This is a genomic window from Pseudomonas sp. RGB (assembly GCF_007713445.1).
Classification (GTDB): Bacteria; Pseudomonadota; Gammaproteobacteria; order Pseudomonadales; family Pseudomonadaceae; genus Aquipseudomonas.
The window spans coordinates 268,690-288,227 of sequence record NZ_VMSH01000007.1 but is presented as its reverse complement, the minus strand read 5'-3'; the positions used below and the strand labels follow the sequence as shown (position 1 = coordinate 288,227).

Sequence of the window (19,538 nt, the reverse complement as noted above, 5' to 3'; positions counted from 1 at the left end):
ATCTTACTGGGGGGAGCAGAAGCTACTAATCACAACAAAAACCTGCCGTCAAGGAGAAACTGCGGGCTCGTTATGCATACTACATTGTGTGTTTTATTTTAATTAGATACTCATCAGAACCCAGCGTCGCTTCTGAGTCTTGAGTGCAAAAAATGCCTGTTATCGAGGCACAGATTCCATTTTGCCACCTCCAAAACATATTTCAAGCTTCTAAATGTCTGTAGGCCATTTCTTAAAATGCTAGCAAAGCGTTCCCTGGAGGTGTCTGTGCAGGGGGGTGAAGAGAGAAAAATGGAGCATCACCGATATGGCACCAATACCACCGTAGATTTTACGGCACGAAAATCCAAAGATTCACAAAACTGCGCACAACTTGGCGGACGGGCCACGAAGAAATTATCTGACAAACGGTGTCCGGAGCACTCCAACCGATCACTGCAAAGTGAGAGGCCTAACCGCTCAATTATGGGTAGCATGCCTCGACTTAACACGTCGCCCACGAAACAAGACGCTTAGCAAAGGCCCAATCAGCAACCCCACAATCAAAGCAACTACCACAAATACCGACACCGGCATCTGCGCAGTCGCCAACCCCAAGAACGAGAGAGACACGCCCTGCTGATTTTCCAGCACAAACCCTAAAACTATCAGTACAGCTGCCAGTACTGTCAGCAACAAAAACACGCGCTTGATTCCTCGCATAACCATCTCCTGCCCAAAAACAGTCAGACGCCTTCTTCCTCGTCTTCGTTCACCCGGTCCCGCAATTCCTTTCCAGGCTTGAAGTGAGGTACAAACTTGCCATCAAGGCTGACCGACTGCCCGGTTTTTGGGTTACGGCCGACGCGCGGTGCGCGGTAATGCAAGGAGAAGCTGCCAAAACCACGGATCTCAATCCGATCCCCAGTAGCCAAACATTGGGACATTTGCTCAAGCATAGTCTTGATAGCCAGCTCTACATCCTTGGATGAAAGCAGCCCTTGATGGGTGACAATTCGTTCGATCAACTCCGACTTCGTCATATTTTTCCCTTCTTTTTCAAGCAGCTAGGAAAAGCGCTTCAAAGGTTTTAGCATGACTTGATGAATTTGAACAGCCCACTAGACAACTTATCTGCTGCACAGGCGGACACCCGCAACATGCGCCTTTTAGCCTCAATTACAGATCACCAGCATAGTGCGAGTTACAGCGCCGGCGGGATTCCAGCCGAACGGATAGTCGCCCTCTTCGTCCTCGGCATCGCTGGATCGAGTGATGACCTTATAGCCTTGCATCTTGCATTCGCGGGCAGCGCGCTTCTCGCACTTGCTCCAATTGCCACCGAGGCCCGAGCAGTCGACCTCGATACCACTGACACCGCGCTTGACGTGAGTTTTGGCGCTGGTAGTAGAGCAGCCGGCAAGCATGACTGCGGCGAAGATTAAAATAAACTTGTTCATCGAAATCCTTATTGAAACAACATCACTGACAACCGTGCTTTTAATAAAACTATAGCCAGTTCTGACACTGTGCTGCGCACCTTGGTTCTCGGTATTGATTCAACGAATTTCAGGCACAAAAAAGGGCGACCGAAGTCGCCCTTTTTCTATGGTCTGACAGAACTTAGTTCTGTTTTTCCATCTGTGCACGCAGCAGGTCGCCCAGAGTGGTAGGACCAGCAGAAGGCTCAGAAGAGGCTGGCTTGTCGCGCAGGCTCTGAATGGCTTCTTTCTCTTCGATCTCGTCTTTCGACTTGATGGAGAGCTGGATTACACGGCTCTTGCGGTCAACGCTGATGATCTTGGCTTCTACTTCCTGGCCTTCTTTCAGAACGTTACGTGCGTCTTCAACGCGGTCACGGCTGATTTCGGAGGCTTTCAGAGTCGCTTCGATATCGTCGGCCAGAGTGATGATGGCGCCTTTAGCGTCAACTTCTTTCACAGTGCCTTTAACGATTGCGCCTTTGTCGTTCTCTTGAACGTACTCGGAGAACGGATCGCTTTCCAGTTGCTTGATACCCAGGGAGATGCGCTCGCGCTCTGGGTCAACCGACAGGATAACGGTGTCCAGCTCGTCGCCCTTCTTGAAACGACGAACAGCTTCTTCGCCAACTTCGTTCCAGGAGATGTCGGACAGGTGAACCAGGCCGTCGATGCCGCCATCCAGACCAATGAAGATACCGAAATCGGTGATCGACTTGATGGTGCCGGAGATTTTATCGCCCTTGTTGAACTGGCCAGAGAAATCTTCCCATGGGTTAGATTTGCACTGCTTGATGCCCAGGGAGATACGACGACGCTCTTCGTCGATGTCCAGAACCATAACTTCCACTTCGTCGCCGACTTGTACGACTTTCGAAGGGTGGATGTTTTTGTTGGTCCAGTCCATTTCGGAAACGTGTACCAGGCCTTCCACGCCTTCTTCCAGCTCTGCGAAGCAGCCGTAGTCGGTCAGGTTGGTAACACGCGCGGTTACGCGAGTGCTTTCTGGGTAACGAGCTTTGATAGCAACCCATGGATCTTCGCCCAGCTGCTTCAAGCCCAGGGAAACGCGGTTACGCTCACGATCGTACTTCAGAACCTTGACATCGATCTCGTCGCCAACGTTGACGATTTCAGAAGGATGCTTGATACGCTTCCAAGCCATGTCGGTTATGTGCAGCAGGCCATCGACGCCACCCAGATCGACGAATGCGCCGTAATCGGTGAGGTTCTTGACGATACCTTTGACTTGTTGGCCTTCCTGCAGGGATTCCAGCAGAGCTTCACGCTCGGCGGAGTTCTCTGCTTCCAGGACGCTGCGACGGGAAACGACAACGTTGTTGCGCTTCTGGTCGAGTTTGATGACCTTGAATTCGAGTTCTTTGCCTTCCAGGTGCGTGGTGTCGCGCACTGGACGAACGTCGACCAAAGAACCTGGCAGGAACGCACGGATGCCGTTAACGTCGACAGTGAAGCCGCCTTTAACCTTACCGTTGATAACGCCCTTGACCACTTCTTCAGCTGCGAAGGCTGCTTCGAGAACAATCCAGCATTCAGCGCGCTTGGCTTTTTCACGGGACAGCTTGGTTTCACCGAAACCGTCTTCAACCGAGTCCAGAGCAACGTGAACTTCGTCACCGACATTGATAGTCAGGTCACCAGCATCGTTGTAGAACTGTTCCAGCGGGATCAGAGCTTCAGACTTCAGACCAGCGTGAACGGTTACCCAGCGAGCTTGGTAATCGATATCAACGATAACACCGGTGATGATGGAGCCTGCCTGAAGGTTCAGGGTTTTTAGGCTTTCTTCAAAGAGTTCCGCAAAGCTTTCGCTCATTTTAATTCCTGTTGATAAGGGCGAAGAATACGCCCATCTCCACACCCCAGACGGTGTGGGTCAGTTTCAATTAAAAGAAGCACCGCAGGACTATGACTGGTCCCCTGCAGCCTTCTTGGTCACCCGGTGATATCGCGAATGGCGATTTCACTCAAGATGCGTTCCAGCACCTGCTCGATGGATAACTCCGTGGAATCCAGCTGTATGGCGTCAGCCGCCGGCTTGAGCGGGGCTACCGCACGCTGGGTATCACGCTCATCGCGTGCACGGATCTCATCTAGCAGACTCGACAGACTAACACCATCGACTTTGCCCTTCAACTGCAAGTAACGGCGGCGCGCCCGTTCTTCGGCGCTGGCGGTGAGGAAAATCTTCAACGGCGCATCTGGAAACACCACGGTGCCCATGTCGCGACCATCCGCGACCAGGCCCGGCGGTTCCTGAAACGCCCGCTGGCGCTGCAGCAGCGCGTCCCGCACGGCCGGCAGCGCGGCAACCTGGGAGGCCCAGGAGCCAACTTGTTCGTTACGCAGATCATCGGTCACATCGTCGCCTTCGAGGATGATGCGTTGCGGATGACCTTCCGTCGCGCCGACGAACTGCACATCAAGATGCGCCGCCAGCAGCTTCAGGGATTCTTCGTTGGTCAGGTCGACGCCGTGGTTACGCGCGGCAAAGGCCAGCAAACGGTACAGCGCGCCGGAATCCAGCAGGCACCAGCCCAGGCGCTTGGCCAGAATGCCGGCAATCGTGCCTTTGCCCGAGCCGCTTGGCCCGTCGATGGTAATCACCGGTGCTTTGATATTCACAATTGAGCCTCTTGGGCAACACGAATGCCGACATGGGCACACAGTGTAAGAAAGTTCGGAAAAGATGTAGCCACATTGGCACAGTCACGGATACGAATCGGCGCTGTCGCCCTCAGGGACGCCACACTGAAGGCCATGGCAATCCGGTGATCGCCATGGGAATGCACCTCGCCGCCGCCTATCAGGCCACCGTCAATGATAATCCCATCGGGTGTCGGTTCACACTTCACGCCCAACGCCAGCAGACCGTCGGCCATTACCTGGATACGGTCGGATTCCTTCACGCGCAGCTCTGCAGCGCCGCGCAACACGGTACGGCCCTGAGCGCAGGCCGCCGCGATGAACAACACCGGAAACTCATCAATCGCCAGCGGCACCAACGCCTCAGGAATCTCGATGCCATTCAGCGCAGCAGCACGCACGCGCAAATCGGCGACTGGTTCACCGCCGACCTCACGCAGGTTTTCCAGCGTGATGTCCGCACCCATCAGCCGCAGGATATCGATCACACCGGTCCGTGTCGGATTGATCCCCACATGCTCCAGCAACAGCTCGGAACCCTCGGCAATCGACGCCGCGACCAGAAAGAATGCAGAAGAAGAAATGTCCCCCGGCACCTCAATATGCGTGGAGGTCAACGCATGGCCCGACTCAACCGACGCCGTAGCGCCCTGCACCTGCACCGGATAACCGAAGCCGCGCAGCATTCGTTCGGTGTGGTCACGGGTCGGTGCAGGCTCGGTCACCGAGGTTTTGCCCTCGGCATACAAGCCCGCCAGCAACAGGCAGGATTTAACCTGCGCGCTGGCCATTGGCAGCGTATAGGTCAGGCCTTTTAATGCCTGACCTCCGCGAATGGTCAACGGCGGACGCCCTTCCGGCCCGGTTTCAATCACCGCGCCCATTTCGCGCAGTGGCTTGGCCACGCGGCTCATCGGGCGCTTGGACAGCGAAGCATCGCCGGTCAACACACTGTCGAAGCGCTGCGCCGCCAGCAAGCCGGACAACAGCCGCATCGACGTTCCGGAGTTGCCCAGGTAGATCGGCCCCGGCGCCGGCTTCAAGCCATGCAGGCCAACCCCATGGATGGTCACGCGCCCATGGTGCGGCCCTTCAATCACCACGCCCATGTCGCGAAACGCCTGCAAGGTCGCCAGGGCATCTTCGCCCTCAAGGAAACCTTCAACCTCTGTCACGCCATCAGCCAGTGAGCCGAGCATGATCGAGCGATGGGAGATCGACTTGTCGCCCGGCATCCGAATCTGTCCGCTCAGGCGGCCACCCGGGTTGGCGAGGAAGGTCTGCTCATCGGCGTTCACAGCAGTTTCCATATAGGCCCGGCGCGCCAGAATTTTGCTGAAGTGCTCACGCGCCACCCGCGCACGGGTGAACACGCCCAGTAATTGATGGCCGTCCCCCGCATCCACCGCGTCGCGCAAGGCGTCGAGGTCGCTGCGGAAGGTGTCCAGGGTGCGCAGCACCGCCTCGCGATTGGCAAGGAAGATGTCATGCCACATCACTGGATCACTGCCGGCAATACGCGTGAAATCGCGGAAACCACCAGCGGCGTAGCGGAAAATATCGAGATTCTCGTTACGTTTAGCCAGCGAATCCACCAAGCCAAAAGCCAGCAAATGCGGCAAATGGCTGGTCGCCGCCAGCACTTCATCGTGACGCTCGACCTGCATGTGCTCGACATCCGCACCCAGTTCACGCCACAGGCGATCGACCACAGCCAAGGCTGCCGGGTCGGTTTGCTCAAGCGGTGTCAGGATCACTTTATGACGACGGAACAACTGCGCATTGGACGCCTCGACACCACTCTGCTCGGAACCGGCAATCGGGTGGCCCGGTACAAAACGCGCCGGCATGCCACCAAACGCCCGTTGCGCCGCGCGCACCACATTACCCTTGGCACTGCCGACATCCGTGAGAATCGCCTGCCCCACGTCCATGCCGGCCAGCAAGGCCAGCAGTTTCTCCATCGCCAGAATCGGCACCGCGAGCTGGATCACGTCCGCCCCCTGGCAAGCCAGCGCCAGGTCTGCTTCACAGCGATCGACCACGCCCAACTCAACCGCCAACTTGCGCGATTGGGGGTCCAGGTCCACACCGACCACTTCGCCGCACAGTCCGCTTTCACGCAGGCCTTTGGCAAACGAGCCGCCGATCAATCCCAGACCCACCACCACCAGGCGACCGATCATAGGCACAGCAGGTTGCAATGCAGTGACATCAACCACGAGCCAGAACCTTGGCCAATGCCTCCAGGAAGCGGCTGTTTTCCGCCGGCAAACCGATGGTGATACGCAGGTGGTTCGGCATGCCATAGTTGGCCACCGGGCGCACGATCACGCCTTCGCGCAGCAGCCCCTGGAATACCGGGGCGGCGACTTGAGCGAGGTCGACGCAAATAAAGTTGCCCTTGGACGGAATCCAGCCCAGCCCCAACTCACGGAAGCCTTCCTGCAGTTGCAGCATGCCGCTTTCGTTGATGCGGCGACCCTCTTCCAGGTACTCCGCGTCCTTCACCGCCGCACACGCCGCCGCCAGGGCAAGGCTGTTGACGTTGAACGGCTGGCGCACGCGGTTCAGCACATCGGCCACCACCGCCGTCGACAAGCCGTAGCCAACCCGCAACGACGCCAGGCCGTAGGCCTTGGAGAAGGTGCGCGACACCAGCAGGTTCGGGTAGGCCGCGAGAAAATCCAGGCCATCCGGCAGGTCGCTGCCTTCTGCGTACTCGATGTAGGCCTCGTCCAGCACCACCAGCACGTGCTCCGGCACGTCTTGCAGGAAGTCGTTCAACGCTTGCGCATCGAACCAGGTGCCGGTCGGGTTATTCGGGTTGGCAATAAACACCACGCGGGTCTGGGCGTCGATGGCCGCCAGCATGGCCGGCAGGTCGTGACCCCAGTCCTTGGCCGGAATAACGCGCGCGTCGGCGCCGACTGCCTGAGTGACGATCGGGTAAACGGCAAACGCGTGCTCGCTGAATACCGCATTCAAGCCAGGCGCCAGGTAAGCACGGCCGACCAATTCAAGAATGTCGTTGGAGCCGTTACCCAGGGTCACCTGGTTCAGCTCGACCCGGCAGTTTTGCGCCAGCAGAGACTTGAGGGCAAAACCATTACCGTCCGGGTAGCGGGTCAGCTCAGCCAACTCGTCACGAATCGCCGCCAATACCTTGGGGCTCGGGCCCAGCGGGTTTTCGTTACTGGCCAGCTTGACGATCTTCGACGGGTCCAGGTTCAACTCACGCGCCAGCTCGTCCACAGGCTTGCCTGGAACGTAAGGCGACAGTTGTTGCACGCCCGGCTGAGCCAGGGCGAGGAAGTTGCCACTCATGTTAAAGCCTCACAAAACCGCTTTCGGGTAAGAGCCCAGCACCTTGAGTGCCACGGCTTCCTGACTGATTTTCTCCAGCACGCCCTTGACCAGTGGGTCGCGGTGATGGCCGATGAAGTCGATAAAGAACACATAAGTCCATTTACCGCTGCGCGAAGGACGTGTCTCGATTCGCGTCAGGTCAATCCCGTTGTCGTGGAACGGCACCAGCAGCTCATGAAGCGCACCGGGCTTGTTGCTCATGGAGACAATGATCGAAGTCTTGTCGTCGCCGGTCGGCGGCACTTCCTGGCTGCCAATCATCAAGAAGCGCGTGGAGTTGTCCGGGCGGTCCTCGATTTTCTCGGCCAGGCGCGTCAGGCCATACAGGCCCGCTGCCATATCGCCGGCGATTGCCGCCGAATTCCACTCACCCTTGACCCGCTTGGCCGCTTCGGCGTTGCTGGACACCGCCACGCGCTCGACATTCGGGTAATGTGCGTCCAGCCACTTGCGGCACTGGGCCAGGGATTGGGCGTGGGAGTAGATGCGGCTGATGCTGTCGGTCTTGGTGCTCTCGCCCACCAGCAGGTGGTGGTGGATGCGCAGCTCGACTTCGCCGCAGATCACCATGTCGTGCTCAAGGAAGCTGTCCAGCGTGTGGTTGACCGCGCCTTCGGTGGAGTTTTCCACCGGCACCACGCCAAAGTTCACCGCACCGGCCGCCACTTCACGGAACACCTCGTCAATCGCCGCCATTGGCTTGCTGATCACCGCGTGGCCGAAATGTTTCATGGCCGCCGCTTGGGTGAAGGTGCCTTCAGGGCCGAGGTAAGCCACTTTGAGCGGCTGCTCCAGCGCCAGGCACGAGGACATGATTTCACGGAACAACCGCGCCATTTCTTCGTTGCCCAATGGCCCCTTGTTGCGCTCCATCACGCGCTTGAGCACCTGCGCTTCGCGCTCAGGCCGGTAGAAAACCGGTACTTCGCCTTCAGCCAGGGACGCCATTTTTACCCGTGCCACTTCTTGGGCGCACCGCGCGCGCTCACTGATCAGCTCCAGGACTTTCTCGTCCAGGCTGTCAATGCGTACACGCAGGGCCTTGAGTTCTTGCTCAGACATTAGCCGTGTTCCTTTTCGAACTCTGCCATGTAGGCAACCAGCGCGTGGATCGCGTTGATGTCGACAGCGTTGTAGATGGAGGCGCGCATGCCACCGACCGAACGGTGGCCCTTGAGGTTCAGCAGGCCGCGCTCGTCGGCGCCGGCCAGGAATGGTTTGTCCAGGCGATCATCAGCCAGACGGAACGGCACGTTCATCCACGAGCGGTCGGTCAGGTTGATCGGGTTGCTGTACAGGCCGCTGGCGTCGATGAAGTCGTACAGGGTGCGCTTCTTCTCTTCGTTGAGCTTGCCCATGGCGGCGACACCGCCCTGCTCTTTGAGCCACTCGAACACCAGGCCAGACAGGTACCAGGCGAACGCTGGCGGCGTGTTGTACATCGAGCCGTTATCGGCCGCGACCTTGTAGTTGAGCATGGTCGGGCACACCGAACGGGCGCGACCCAGCAGGTCTTCACGGATGATGTTGACCAGGATGCCGCTCGGGCCGATGTTCTTCTGCGCCCCGGCATAGATCATGCCGTACTTGGACACATCGATCGGCCGCGAGAGGATGTCCGAGGACATGTCGCACACCAACGGCACATCGCCCACTTCCGGCACCCAGTCGAACTCCAGGCCGCCGATGGTTTCGTTGGCGACGTAGTGAACATAGGCCGCGTCTTTCGAGAGCTTCCACTCGTTCTGACCAGGGATGGCGAAGTAGTCGTAAGGCTTGGCAGTGCCCGCCACGTTGACGTGACCGTAACGAGAAGCCTCTTCAATGGCCTTCTGGCCCCAGATACCGGTATCGATATAGTCGGCCGTGCCATCTTCGGGCAGCAGGTTCAGCGGCAGTTGAGCAAACTGCTGGCTGGCGCCGCCTTGCAGGAACAGCACTTTGTAGTGGGAGGGGATGTCCAGCAAGTCGCGCAGATCCTGCTCGGCCTTGGTGGCAATGGACACGAACTCATCGCTGCGATGGCTCATTTCCATCACGGAGAGGCCTTTTCCATGCCAGTCGAGGAGTTCACCCTGCGCGCGCTGCAGGACTGCTTCAGGAAGCGCCGCGGGACCGGCACAGAAGTTATAGGCTCTCTTGCTCACATCCAATCTCACTCTGATCTGGTGGTAGTCACACAAACATATCAGCCGACACCCAATCCAATGTGGGAGCGGGCTTGCTCGCGAAAGCGATCCAACAGGCGACATCTCTGGTGAATGTCAGTCCGCTTTCGCGAGCAAGCCCGCTCCCACACTCGATCTCCACAGCTGTCGATATTTCCGTTCGGACAAACAACAAGGGGGCGAATCTTCATCCGCCCCCTGTGTGTCCGCTTATTCCTGCGGTTCTTCTTCGTCTGCGGCAGCATCGAGGGTTGGCTCGTCGACGTTGTCATCGCCAGCTGCGATCACCTCGCCGTCGAACTCTTCACCTTCTTCCAGCTCTTCGCCTTCAACTTCCGACGGTTCCTGCACACGCTCCAGGCCGACCAGTTTTTCATCCTTGGCCAGCTTGATCAGGGTCACACCCTGGGTGTTACGGCCCAGGCTCGACACTTCGGCCACACGGGTACGCACCAGGGTGCCCTGGTCGGAAATCAGCATGATTTCCTCGCCATCGAGCACCTGGACCGCGCCGACCAGACGGCCGTTGCGATCGTTGCTGACCATGGCGATAACGCCCTGGCCGCCTCGCTTGTACTCCGGGAACTCGGTGATCGCAGTGCGTTTGCCATAACCACGCGCCGAAGCGGTGAGGATCTGGCTGCCTTCTTCCGGAATCAGCATCGAAATCAGCTTCTGCCCTTCTGGCAGACGCATGCCGCGCACACCGCGGGCAGTACGGCCCATGGCACGCACGTCGGATTCCTTGAAGCGCGTTACTTTGCCGCCGTCGGAGAACAGCATGACTTCACGCTCGCCGTCGGTGATGGCAGCGGAGATCAGCACGTCGCCTTCGTCCAGCTCCAGGGCGATCAGGCCCACGCTGCGCTGACGGCTGAAGGATTCCAGCGGGGTCTTCTTCACGGTGCCTTTGGCGGTAGCCATGAAGATGAAGTGACCTTCGGTGTATTCCTCGACCGGCAGCATGGTGGTGATGTATTCATCACTGTCCAGCGGCAGCAGGTTGACCAACGGGCGACCACGGGCGGCACGCGAGGCTTCCGGGATTTCGTAGGTTTTCAGCCAGTACACTTTGCCTTTGCTGGAGAACAGCAGCAGCGTGGTGTGGCTGTTGGCGACCAGCAGGTGAGCAATGTAGTCCTCATCCTTCACGCCGGTAGCCGATTTGCCTTTACCACCACGACGCTGGGCCTGGTACGCAGCCAACGGCTGGGTCTTGGCATAGCCACCGTGGGAGATGGTCACCACGCGCTCTTCTTCCGGGATCATGTCACCCAGGGTCAGGTCGAGGCGCGCATCAAGGATCTCGGTGCGACGCACATCGCCGTATTCGGCGCGGATCACTTCCAGTTCTTCGCGGATCACTTCCATCAGGCGCACAGCGCTGCTGAGGATGCGGATCAACTCGCCGATCTGGTTGAGGATTTCCTGGTACTCGGCCAGCAGTTTCTCGTGCTCCAGACCTGTCAGGCGGTGCAGGCGCAGTTCCAGAATGGCCTGGGCCTGTTCCGGCGACAGGAAGTACTTGCCGTCACGCAGGCCGTATTGCGGGTCGAGGGTCTCGGGGCGGCACGAATCGGCGCCGGCGCGCTCAACCATCGCCACAACGGCGCTGGATTCCCACGGCATCTTGATCAGCGCTTCTTTAGCTTCCGACGGCGTCGGCGAAGCCTTGATCAGGGCGATGACCGGGTCGATGTTCGACAGGGCAACGGCCTGGCCTTCCAGGATGTGACCACGTTCGCGCGCTTTACGCAGCTCGAACACGGTACGGCGGGTAACCACTTCGCGGCGGTGACGCACGAAGGCTTCCAGCAGATCCTTGAGGTTCAGGATGCGCGGACGGCCGTCGATCAGTGCAACCACGTTGATGCCAAACACGCTTTGCAGCTGGGTCTGGGCGTAGAGGTTGTTGAGGATCACCTCAGGCACTTCGCCACGACGCAGCTCGATCACCACGCGCATACCGTCTTTGTCGGACTCGTCGCGCAGCTCGGTGATGCCTTCCAGCTTCTTCTCTTTAACCAGCTCGGCGATCTTCTCGATCAGACGCGCCTTGTTCAACTGGTAAGGCAGTTCGGTGATGACGATCTGCTGACGACCACCGACCTTGTCGATGTCTTCGATGATCGAGCGGGCGCGCATGTAAATGCGGCCGCGACCGGTGCGGTAGGCTTCGATGATACCGGCGCGACCGTTGATGATCGCGGCGGTGGGGAAGTCCGGACCGGGGATGTATTGCATCAGCTCATCGACGGTCAGCTCAGGGTTGTCGATAAGCGCCAGGCAACCGTCGATGACTTCACCGAGGTTGTGTGGCGGGATGTTGGTCGCCATGCCCACGGCGATACCGCTGGAGCCGTTGACCAGCAGGTTGGGGATCTTGGTCGGCATGACGGCCGGGATCATTTCGGTGCCGTCGTAGTTCGGCACCCAGTCCACGGTTTCTTTGTGCAGGTCGGCCAGCAGCTCGTGCGCCAGCTTGGTCATGCGCACTTCGGTGTATCGCATGGCCGCAGCGTTGTCGCCGTCGACCGAACCGAAGTTGCCCTGGCCGTCTACCAGCAGGTAGCGCAGGGAAAACGGCTGCGCCATCCGAACGATGGTGTCGTACACCGCAGTGTCGCCGTGAGGGTGATACTTACCGATCACGTCACCGACAACACGGGCAGATTTCTTGTACGGCTTGTTCCAGTCGTTACCCAGCTCGCTCATCGCGAACAGCACACGCCGGTGCACGGGCTTCAAGCCATCGCGCGCATCAGGCAGTGCTCGACCGACAATTACGCTCATCGCGTAGTCGAGGTAGGACTGTTTCAGCTCGTCTTCGATATTGACCGGGAGGATTTCTTTGGCCAGTTCGCCCATGAGAAGCCTGATTCCTTTTTCGGGTGAAACCTCGTCACATCCTATGGGACGAACGAAGCTCGCCGCTGCCGGCAGAGTGCCTGACAACGACTTACGACAAATCAACGAGTTATGACACGGATCTGCACGTTATGGGCAGCCCCTTGAGGCAGCCCTGGAAACCGCCGGATGTTATCACAATCGCCGCCACGCACCTATCCCCCAGATGCGCATGGAGCATAGTTAGTTGACGGATGACGGGCCTGAGGGCGACGAGAGGGGCTCAGAGGTAGGGTGGTGCTGTTTTTTGAGGGCAGATCCAAGGGTTTTATTGACTTATAAGGCCAATCGGGGGCAAGCCCCCTCCCACACTCGAAGTGTGAACACAGCCAAAATGTGGGCGGGGGCTTGCCCCGATAGCCGTCTGACAGTCGCCAACCCCCTCAATGCAGGCGCTTACGGCACATCAATTTGGCCAGCTTGGCGGCGTCCGGGCGCTCGACGATGCCTTTTTCGGTCACGATCACATCAATCAGATCAGCCGGGGTTACGTCGAACACGGGATTCAAAGCGGCCACATCCAACCGTTGCCCCATGACCTCCAGCAACTCACCGGGATCACGCTCCTCCAAAGCGACGTCTTCACCCGTGGCCATCATCAAATCGAGTGTCGAGCTTGGCGCCACCACCATAAAGCGCACGCCATGGTGCATCGCGCACACGGCCAACTGATACGTGCCGATCGTGCCAATCACATCACCGTTGGCGGCAATGCAGTCGGCGCCGACGATCACCCAGGTCACGCCCTTGGTCTTGAGGATATGCGCGCCAGCCGAGTCAGCATTCACCGTCGCCGCAATACCCTCGCCTGCCAGCTCCCACGCCGTCAGCCGCGAACCTTGCAGCCAAGGGCGCGTCTCGTTGACATAGACATGCTCGACCAACCCCTCCAGAAACGCGGCGCGAACCACCCCGAGGGCCGTGCCGACGCCGCCTGTGGCCAGTGCGCCGGCATTGCCGTGGGTCAGGATCGCCTGGGCGTTGCCCTGGTGCTTGCGAATCCGCTCGAGGCCCAACTGGGCCATGACCACATTAGCCTCCCGATCGCTTTCATGGATCGCAATCGCTTCCGCCTCCAGCGCCGCCACCGGGTCGGCGTGCTTCTTGATGCGGTCCAGGCGATCGCGCATGCGCTTCAAGGCCCAGAACAGGTTCGCGGCTGTCGGCCGGCTATCAGCCAGCAGTGCGTAGTCTTCTTCCCACGCGGCCTGCCAGTCGCCGCCTTCAGCGATGCGTTCACGCGCGGCGAGCACCAGGCCATAGGCGGCGCTGATACCAATGGCCGGCGCGCCGCGCACCACCATCGTGCGTATGGCATCGGCCACTTCAGCCACAGAGGTGCAGGCAACCCAGGTTTCCCGAGACGGCAAGGCACGCTGATCGAGCAGGTGCAGCGCGCCATCACGCCATTCGATGGCTTTCACTTTCTCCGCTGCTAACAGTCGGTCGCGCATCCCTTACCCCGCACTCATGAACAAAAGCCGCCGATTATAGCGATCCGCCAGCCAGGACGCTCGGGTATACTTCGCCCTTCTTTTATAGCTGCCCGGGAAGAAGCCTGCGATGACCTCCACTGCCGCCCCGCTCGACTTATTGCTGCTGCCGACCTGGCTGGTACCTGTCGAACCTGCCGGCGTGGTGCTCAAGGAACATGGCCTGGGCATCCGCGATGGTCGCATCGCTTTTATCGGGCCACGGGCCGCGGCATTGAAGCTGGCCGCCACCGAGGTGCGCGAGCTGCCGGGCATGCTGCTCAGCCCGGGCTTGATCAACGCCCACGGCCATGCGGCGATGAGCCTGTTTCGCGGGCTGGCCGACGATTTACCGTTGATGACCTGGCTGGAAAAACACATCTGGCCCGCCGAAGCCAAGTGGGTCGATGAAGCCTTCGTGCGCGACGGCACCGACCTGGCCATCGCCGAGCAGCTCAAGGGCGGCATCACCTGCTTCTGCGACATGTACTTCTACCCCAAGGTCGCCAGCGACTGCGTGCACAACAGCGGCATGCGCGCGCAGATCGCGATTCCGATCCTCGACTTCCCGATTCCCGGCGCCAGCACGGCCGACGAGGCGATTCGCCAGGGCATCGAGCTGTTCGGCGACCTCAACCACCATCCGCGCATCCGGATCACCTTCGGGCCCCACGCGCCGTACACCGTGTGCGATGAAAACCTGGAAAAGATCCGGATAATTGCCGAAGAGCTGGACGCCTCGATCCACATGCACGTACACGAAACCGCCTTCGAAGTGCAGCAGGCCGTCGAGCAGACCGGCGAACGCCCACTCGCGCGCCTGGGCCGCCTCGGCCTGCTTGGCCCGCGCTTCCAGGCCGTTCATATGACCCAAATCAGCGAGGACGACCTGGCTTTGCTGGTAGAAAGCAACACCAGCGTCATCCATTGCCCGGAATCGAACCTGAAACTGGCCAGCGGCTTTTGCCCGGTGGAGCGTCTGTGGCAGGCTGGCGTCAACGTGGCGATCGGCACCGACGGCGCCGCCAGCAACAATGACCTCGACCTGCTCGGCGAAACCCGTACCGCCGCCATGCTGGCCAAGGCCGTCGCCGGTTCGGCCACCGCCCTGGACGCCCATCGCGCCCTGCGCATGGCCACGCTCAACGGCGCGCGCGCCATGGGCCTGGAAAGCGAGATTGGCTCACTGGAGGTCGGCAAGGCTGCCGACATCGTGGCCTTTGATCTTTCGGGGCTGGCGCAACAACCGATCTACGATCCGGTCTCACAGCTTATCTATGCCACCGGACGCGATTGCGTGAAACACCTTTGGGTCGCCGGCAAGCAGTTGCTCGACGACCGGCAATTGACCCGCATGGATGAACAACAGTTGACCGCCACGGCCATTGCCTGGGGCCAACGCATCAGCGGGCACAGCGAATAACGCAGGGTTTGCACCTACGCTTGAACACCTGCAAACCGATTTATCAGATTTAGAGGATTCACCATGAGCAACGTCGACCACGCCGAAATCGCCAAATTCGAAGCCCTGGCTCACCGCTGGTGGGACCGCGAAAGCGAGTTCAAACCCCTGCACGACATCAACCCGCTGCGGGTCAACTGGATTGACGAACGCGTCAACCTGGCCGGCAAAAAGGTACTCGACGTCGGCTGCGGCGGCGGCATCCTCAGCGAAGCGATGGCCCAGCGTGGCGCCACCGTGATGGGCATCGACATGGGCGAAGCCCCGCTGGCCGTCGCGCAACTGCACCAGCTGGAATCCGGCGTAAACGTGGAATACCGCCAGATCACCGCCGAAGCCCTGGCCGAAGAAATGCCCGAGCAGTTCGACGTGGTCACCTGCCTTGAGATGCTCGAGCACGTGCCAGACCCCTCCTCGGTGATTCGCGCCTGTTTCCGCATGGTCAAGCCAGGCGGCCAGGTGTTCTTCTCCACCATCAACCGCAACCCCAAGGCCTACCTGTTCGCGATCATCGGCGCCGAATACATCATGAAGTTGCTGCCGCGCGGCACCCACGACTTCAAGAAATTCATCCGCCCTTCCGAGCTGGGCGCCTGGAGCCGCCAGGCCGGGCTGACCGTCAAAGACATCATCGGCCTGACCTACAACCCGCTGACCAAGCACTACAAGCTGGCCAACGACGTTGACGTCAACTACATGATCCAGACCCTGCGCGAGGAGTAAGCCTGTGAAGTTGCGAGCGGTTCTCTTCGATATGGACGGTACATTGCTGGACACCGCGCCGGACTTCATCGCGATCTGCCAGGCGATGCGCGCCGACCGCGGCCTGGCGCCGATCAACGACCAGCACATTCGCGATGAAATCTCCGGCGGCGCGCGGGCGATGGTTGCCGTGACCTTCTCGATGGACCCGGAATCCCCAGGCTTTGAAGCGTTGCGCCTGGAGTTTCTGGAGCGCTACCTCAAGGGCTGCGCGATCCACAGCAAGCTCTTCGACGGCATGGAAGAACTGCTGCAGGACATCGAAAAATCCAACCTGGTCTGGGGCGTGGTCACCAACAAGCCGCTGCGCTTTGCCGAACCGATCATGCAGCAGCTGGGCCTGGCCGAGCGGTCGGCGCTGCTGATCTGCCCGGACCACGTGAAAAACAGCAAGCCAGACCCAGAGCCGCTGATCCTGGCGTGCAAGATGCTCGACCTGGACCCGGCCAGCGTGCTGTTCGTGGGCGATGACCTGCGCGATATCGAGTCCGGCCGCGATGCTGGCACCCGTACCGCAGCGGTCACGTTCGGCTACATCCACCCGGACGACAACCCCCGCAACTGGGGCGCCGATGTCGTGGTGGATCACCCGCTGGAACTGCGCAAGGTGCTGGATAACGCACTGTGCAGTTGCTGATTGTTAGAAGATCTCGCCAACACTGAGATCAATGTGGGAGCTGGCTTGCCTGCGATAGCGGTCTGCCAGCCAGCACATCTGGAGACAGGCACTCTGCTATCGCAGGCAAGCCAGCTCCACCTGAAATGGATTCCACTTCAAGAGCTGCAATATCTTGAATTCTGTCGAGGCTATTTATGTTTGATTACTGCGCACGTCCAGAACTGCTCAAAGGCCGGGTGATCCTGGTGACCGGCGCCGGTCGCGGGATTGGCGCGGCGGCGGCAAAAACCTACGCCGCCCATGGCGCTACCGTGCTGTTGCTGGGCAAAACCGAAGCCAACCTGGCTCAGGTGTATGACGAAATCGAAGCGGCAGGCCAACCGCAACCGGTGGTGATCCCGTTCAACCTCGAGACCGCCCTGCCCCATCAATACGATGAGCTGGCCGCGATGATCGAAAAGGCGTTCGGCCGCCTCGACGGCCTGCTGCACAACGCCTCGATCATCGGCCCGCGCACGCCGATCGAGCAGCTGTCCGGTGAGAATTTCATGCGGGTGATGCACGTCAACGTCAACGCGATGTTCATGCTGACCAGCACGTTGCTGCCGCTGCTCAAGCTGTCCCAGGATGCGTCGGTGGTGTTCACCTCCAGCAGCGTCGGGCGCAAGGGCCGTGCCTACTGGGGCGCGTACGGCGTGTCGAAGTTCGCGACTGAAGGCTTGATGCAAACCCTGGCCGATGAGCTGGAGGATGTCGCATCGGTGCGTTCCAACAGCATCAACCCAGGCGGCACGCGCACCAGCATGCGTGCACAGGCGTATCCAGGCGAAAACCCGATGGAAAGGCCGGCGCCGGAAGAGATCATGCCGGTGTACCTGTACCTGATGGGGCCGGACAGTACCGGTATTAATGGGCAGGCGTTTGATGCGCAATAACCGCTGACCTGCCACGAACCAACCTGTGGAAGTGGCTGTTGTGGCGAGCGGGCTTGCCCCGCGCTGGGCTGCGAAGCGGCCCCAAAACCTGCCACCACGATCGCTGTGTTAGACCGCGCCGGCTCTACGGGGGCTGCTTCGCAGCCCAACGCGGGGCAAGCCCGCTCGCCACAGGTTTCGCCCCGCGTTGGGTTTAGAAGTTTAGTTTTTCACCACTTCTTCCAAGGTGAAACGCCCCAGCGGGTTCTGCAGGAAGTTGCTCACATTCTTGCGTGAGATATTGATGTACGGGCTGTAGTACAGGTCGATCCAGTTCACATCCTGTTTCGCCAGCTTCTGCAACTCGACGTACATCTGCTCACGCTTGACCGGATCAGCCTCGATCCGCGCGGCCGCCACCAGTGCCTTGACCTTGTCGTTCTTGTAGCGGGTCATGTAGTTCTGGTTGGTGTCGTGGCCGAGCACGAAGGTGGTTTTCTGGTCCGGGTCGAGGATGTCGTTGGTCCAGTACATCACCGAAATATCGTACTCACCGTCCACCAGCATCTGCCAGCTTTGGGTCGGGTCGACTTTCTGCAGGTTGGCGGTCACGCCGACCTTGGCCAACTGGTCCTTGATGATCACCGCAATCTGCTCGTCGGCTTCGTTGCCGGCGTTGACCACGTAGTTGAGCTTCAAGTCCTTGGCCCCGGCCTCTTCCAGCAGCTTCTTGGCGGCGGTCGGGTCATACGGGCGTTGCAGGTTGTTGGCGTAGTGGTACAGCGAGCCTTTCGGGATGTAGGAATAGGCCACGGTGCCCTGACCGTAAGTGGCGGTCTTGACCAGCGATTGTTTGTCGATGGCCATGTCCAGCGCCTCGCGCACTTGCGGTTTGGCCAGCAAGCCGTGGGCGTGGTTAATCAGCAAGTGGTCTTCGCGGGTCGACGGGTCGGAGTGGATCACCACGTTCTTGTCTTTTTTCAGCTCTTCCACGCGGGAGAACGGTACGAAGATCGCCGTGTCGAGCTCGTTGTTCTGCACCATGCGCATGCGCGTGTTGTCGTCGGTCACCGACACCCACTCAACGCCATCCAGGCTCACGTTGTTGGCCTGCCAGAAGTTCGGGTTCTTCTTCAAAATCACCCGGTCGCCCTTGCGCCACTCGTCCACGGTAAACGCGCCGGACGTCACCGGGTTTTCCGAGTAAGCGTCTTCGCCCATCTTGGTCATGGCTTTTTCCGACAGGATCGACACCGTCGGCGACGCCAATTGCGAGAGAAAGGCCACAGCCGGAGTTTTCAGGGTGACCACCAGGGTGTGCGGGTCCGACGCCTTGGCGGTGTTGATCAGGCTGAACGGGTCGCTCCACAGCGAGGCCTTGTTGTCGCGGATACGCAACAGGCTGAACGCTGCGTCGTCGGCGGTGATCGGCGAGCCGTCGGAAAACTTCGCCTCGCGCAGCTTGAAGGTGTAGGTCAGGCCGTCCTTGGAAATGTCCCAGCTTTCTGCCAGGCCCGGCTCCATCTTGGTGCCCAGGTTATCCACGCGCACCAGCGTGTCGTAGACGTTGGCGAACACCCAGGTGTCGCGGTTTTGCGCGCTTTTGATCGGGTCGAACGTGGTGCTGTCTTCACGGCAGCCGATGGTCAGCACACCGGCGGCCTGGGCCAGGCCGGCAGTAAGGGACCACGCGGTCAACGTAGCGGCGGCGAGCAACTTCAAATGGCGGGATTGCATG

At 59.7% G+C, this 19,538-nt stretch carries 16 protein-coding genes; 4 read left to right on the top strand and 12 right to left on the bottom strand.

Annotation, left to right across the window (positions count from 1 at the left end; all coding sequences use genetic code 11):
* Window positions 1-459 precede the first annotated feature (459 nt).
* From FPT15_RS17440 to mtnA, 11 genes are all read right to left on the bottom strand, one after another.
* A complete protein-coding gene (locus FPT15_RS17440) occupies window positions 460-702 on the bottom strand; it encodes a LapA family protein (protein ID WP_145163149.1) in 243 nt (80 codons plus the stop codon).
* Window positions 703-725: 23 nt separating this feature from the next.
* The gene (ihfB, locus tag FPT15_RS17435) at window positions 726-1,022 is read right to left on the bottom strand and encodes an integration host factor subunit beta (RefSeq protein WP_003218804.1); all 297 of its coding nucleotides are present in this window, start codon (window positions 1,020-1,022) and stop codon (window positions 726-728) included.
* Window positions 1,023-1,154: 132 nt separating this feature from the next.
* On the bottom strand, window positions 1,155-1,439 hold the full coding sequence (locus FPT15_RS17430) for a hypothetical protein (protein WP_145163147.1): 285 nt from the start codon (window positions 1,437-1,439) through the stop codon (window positions 1,155-1,157).
* Window positions 1,440-1,602: 163 nt separating this feature from the next.
* A complete protein-coding gene (rpsA, locus tag FPT15_RS17425; RefSeq protein ID WP_064451489.1) occupies window positions 1,603-3,297 on the bottom strand; it encodes a 30S ribosomal protein S1 in 1,695 nt (564 codons plus the stop codon).
* Window positions 3,298-3,416: 119 nt separating this feature from the next.
* On the bottom strand, window positions 3,417-4,106 hold the full coding sequence (gene cmk, locus FPT15_RS17420; protein ID WP_145163144.1) for a (d)CMP kinase: 690 nt from the start codon (window positions 4,104-4,106) through the stop codon (window positions 3,417-3,419).
* Window positions 4,103-6,313: a bifunctional prephenate dehydrogenase/3-phosphoshikimate 1-carboxyvinyltransferase gene (locus FPT15_RS17415; protein WP_256676489.1), complete on the bottom strand. Its 2,211-nt coding sequence runs from the start codon at window positions 6,311-6,313 to the stop codon at window positions 4,103-4,105. The genes cmk and FPT15_RS17415 overlap by 4 nt, the downstream gene beginning before the upstream one ends.
* A 28-nt stretch (window positions 6,314-6,341) precedes the next feature.
* Window positions 6,342-7,454: a histidinol-phosphate transaminase gene (gene hisC, locus FPT15_RS17410; RefSeq protein ID WP_145163141.1), complete on the bottom strand. Its 1,113-nt coding sequence runs from the start codon at window positions 7,452-7,454 to the stop codon at window positions 6,342-6,344.
* A gap of 9 nt (window positions 7,455-7,463) precedes the next feature.
* Window positions 7,464-8,558 carry a prephenate dehydratase gene (gene pheA / locus FPT15_RS17405; RefSeq protein ID WP_053132458.1) on the bottom strand — a complete coding sequence of 365 codons (1,095 nt, stop codon included), beginning with the start codon at window positions 8,556-8,558 and terminating at the stop codon, window positions 7,464-7,466.
* On the bottom strand, window positions 8,558-9,643 hold the full coding sequence (gene serC / locus FPT15_RS17400) for a 3-phosphoserine/phosphohydroxythreonine transaminase (protein WP_145163139.1): 1,086 nt from the start codon (window positions 9,641-9,643) through the stop codon (window positions 8,558-8,560). Before serC ends, pheA begins: the two co-directional genes overlap by 1 nt.
* 231 nt (window positions 9,644-9,874) lie before the next feature.
* Window positions 9,875-12,532 (bottom strand): DNA gyrase subunit A, encoded by a 2,658-nt coding sequence (gyrA, locus tag FPT15_RS17390; protein WP_145163138.1) that lies wholly within the window; start codon window positions 12,530-12,532, stop codon window positions 9,875-9,877.
* Window positions 12,533-12,954: 422 nt separating this feature from the next.
* On the bottom strand, window positions 12,955-14,025 hold the full coding sequence (gene mtnA, locus FPT15_RS17385; RefSeq protein ID WP_145163137.1) for an S-methyl-5-thioribose-1-phosphate isomerase: 1,071 nt from the start codon (window positions 14,023-14,025) through the stop codon (window positions 12,955-12,957).
* Between the two features lie 109 nt (window positions 14,026-14,134).
* Between mtnA and FPT15_RS17380 the strand changes: the two genes are divergently transcribed.
* The 4 genes from FPT15_RS17380 to FPT15_RS17365 all read left to right on the top strand — a co-directional run bounded on the left by FPT15_RS17380 (window position 14,135) and on the right by FPT15_RS17365 (window position 17,821).
* Window positions 14,135-15,466, top strand: coding sequence for a TRZ/ATZ family hydrolase (locus FPT15_RS17380; protein WP_145163135.1), 1,332 nt, complete (start codon window positions 14,135-14,137; stop codon window positions 15,464-15,466).
* Between the two features lie 63 nt (window positions 15,467-15,529).
* On the top strand, window positions 15,530-16,228 hold the full coding sequence (ubiG, locus tag FPT15_RS17375; protein WP_010211967.1) for a bifunctional 2-polyprenyl-6-hydroxyphenol methylase/3-demethylubiquinol 3-O-methyltransferase UbiG: 699 nt from the start codon (window positions 15,530-15,532) through the stop codon (window positions 16,226-16,228).
* 4 nt (window positions 16,229-16,232) lie between these two features.
* The gene (mupP, locus tag FPT15_RS17370) at window positions 16,233-16,904 is read left to right on the top strand and encodes an N-acetylmuramic acid 6-phosphate phosphatase MupP (RefSeq protein ID WP_106576876.1); all 672 of its coding nucleotides are present in this window, start codon (window positions 16,233-16,235) and stop codon (window positions 16,902-16,904) included.
* Window positions 16,905-17,080: 176 nt separating this feature from the next.
* Entirely contained in the window at window positions 17,081-17,821 is a 741-nt protein-coding gene (locus tag FPT15_RS17365) for a YciK family oxidoreductase (RefSeq protein ID WP_145163133.1), read from the top strand.
* Window positions 17,822-18,022: 201 nt separating this feature from the next.
* On the opposite strand, the gene FPT15_RS17360 is transcribed toward FPT15_RS17365, so the two are convergent.
* The gene (locus FPT15_RS17360; protein WP_145163131.1) at window positions 18,023-19,537 is read right to left on the bottom strand and encodes an ABC transporter substrate-binding protein; all 1,515 of its coding nucleotides are present in this window, start codon (window positions 19,535-19,537) and stop codon (window positions 18,023-18,025) included.
* Window position 19,538: the final 1 nt, after the last annotated feature.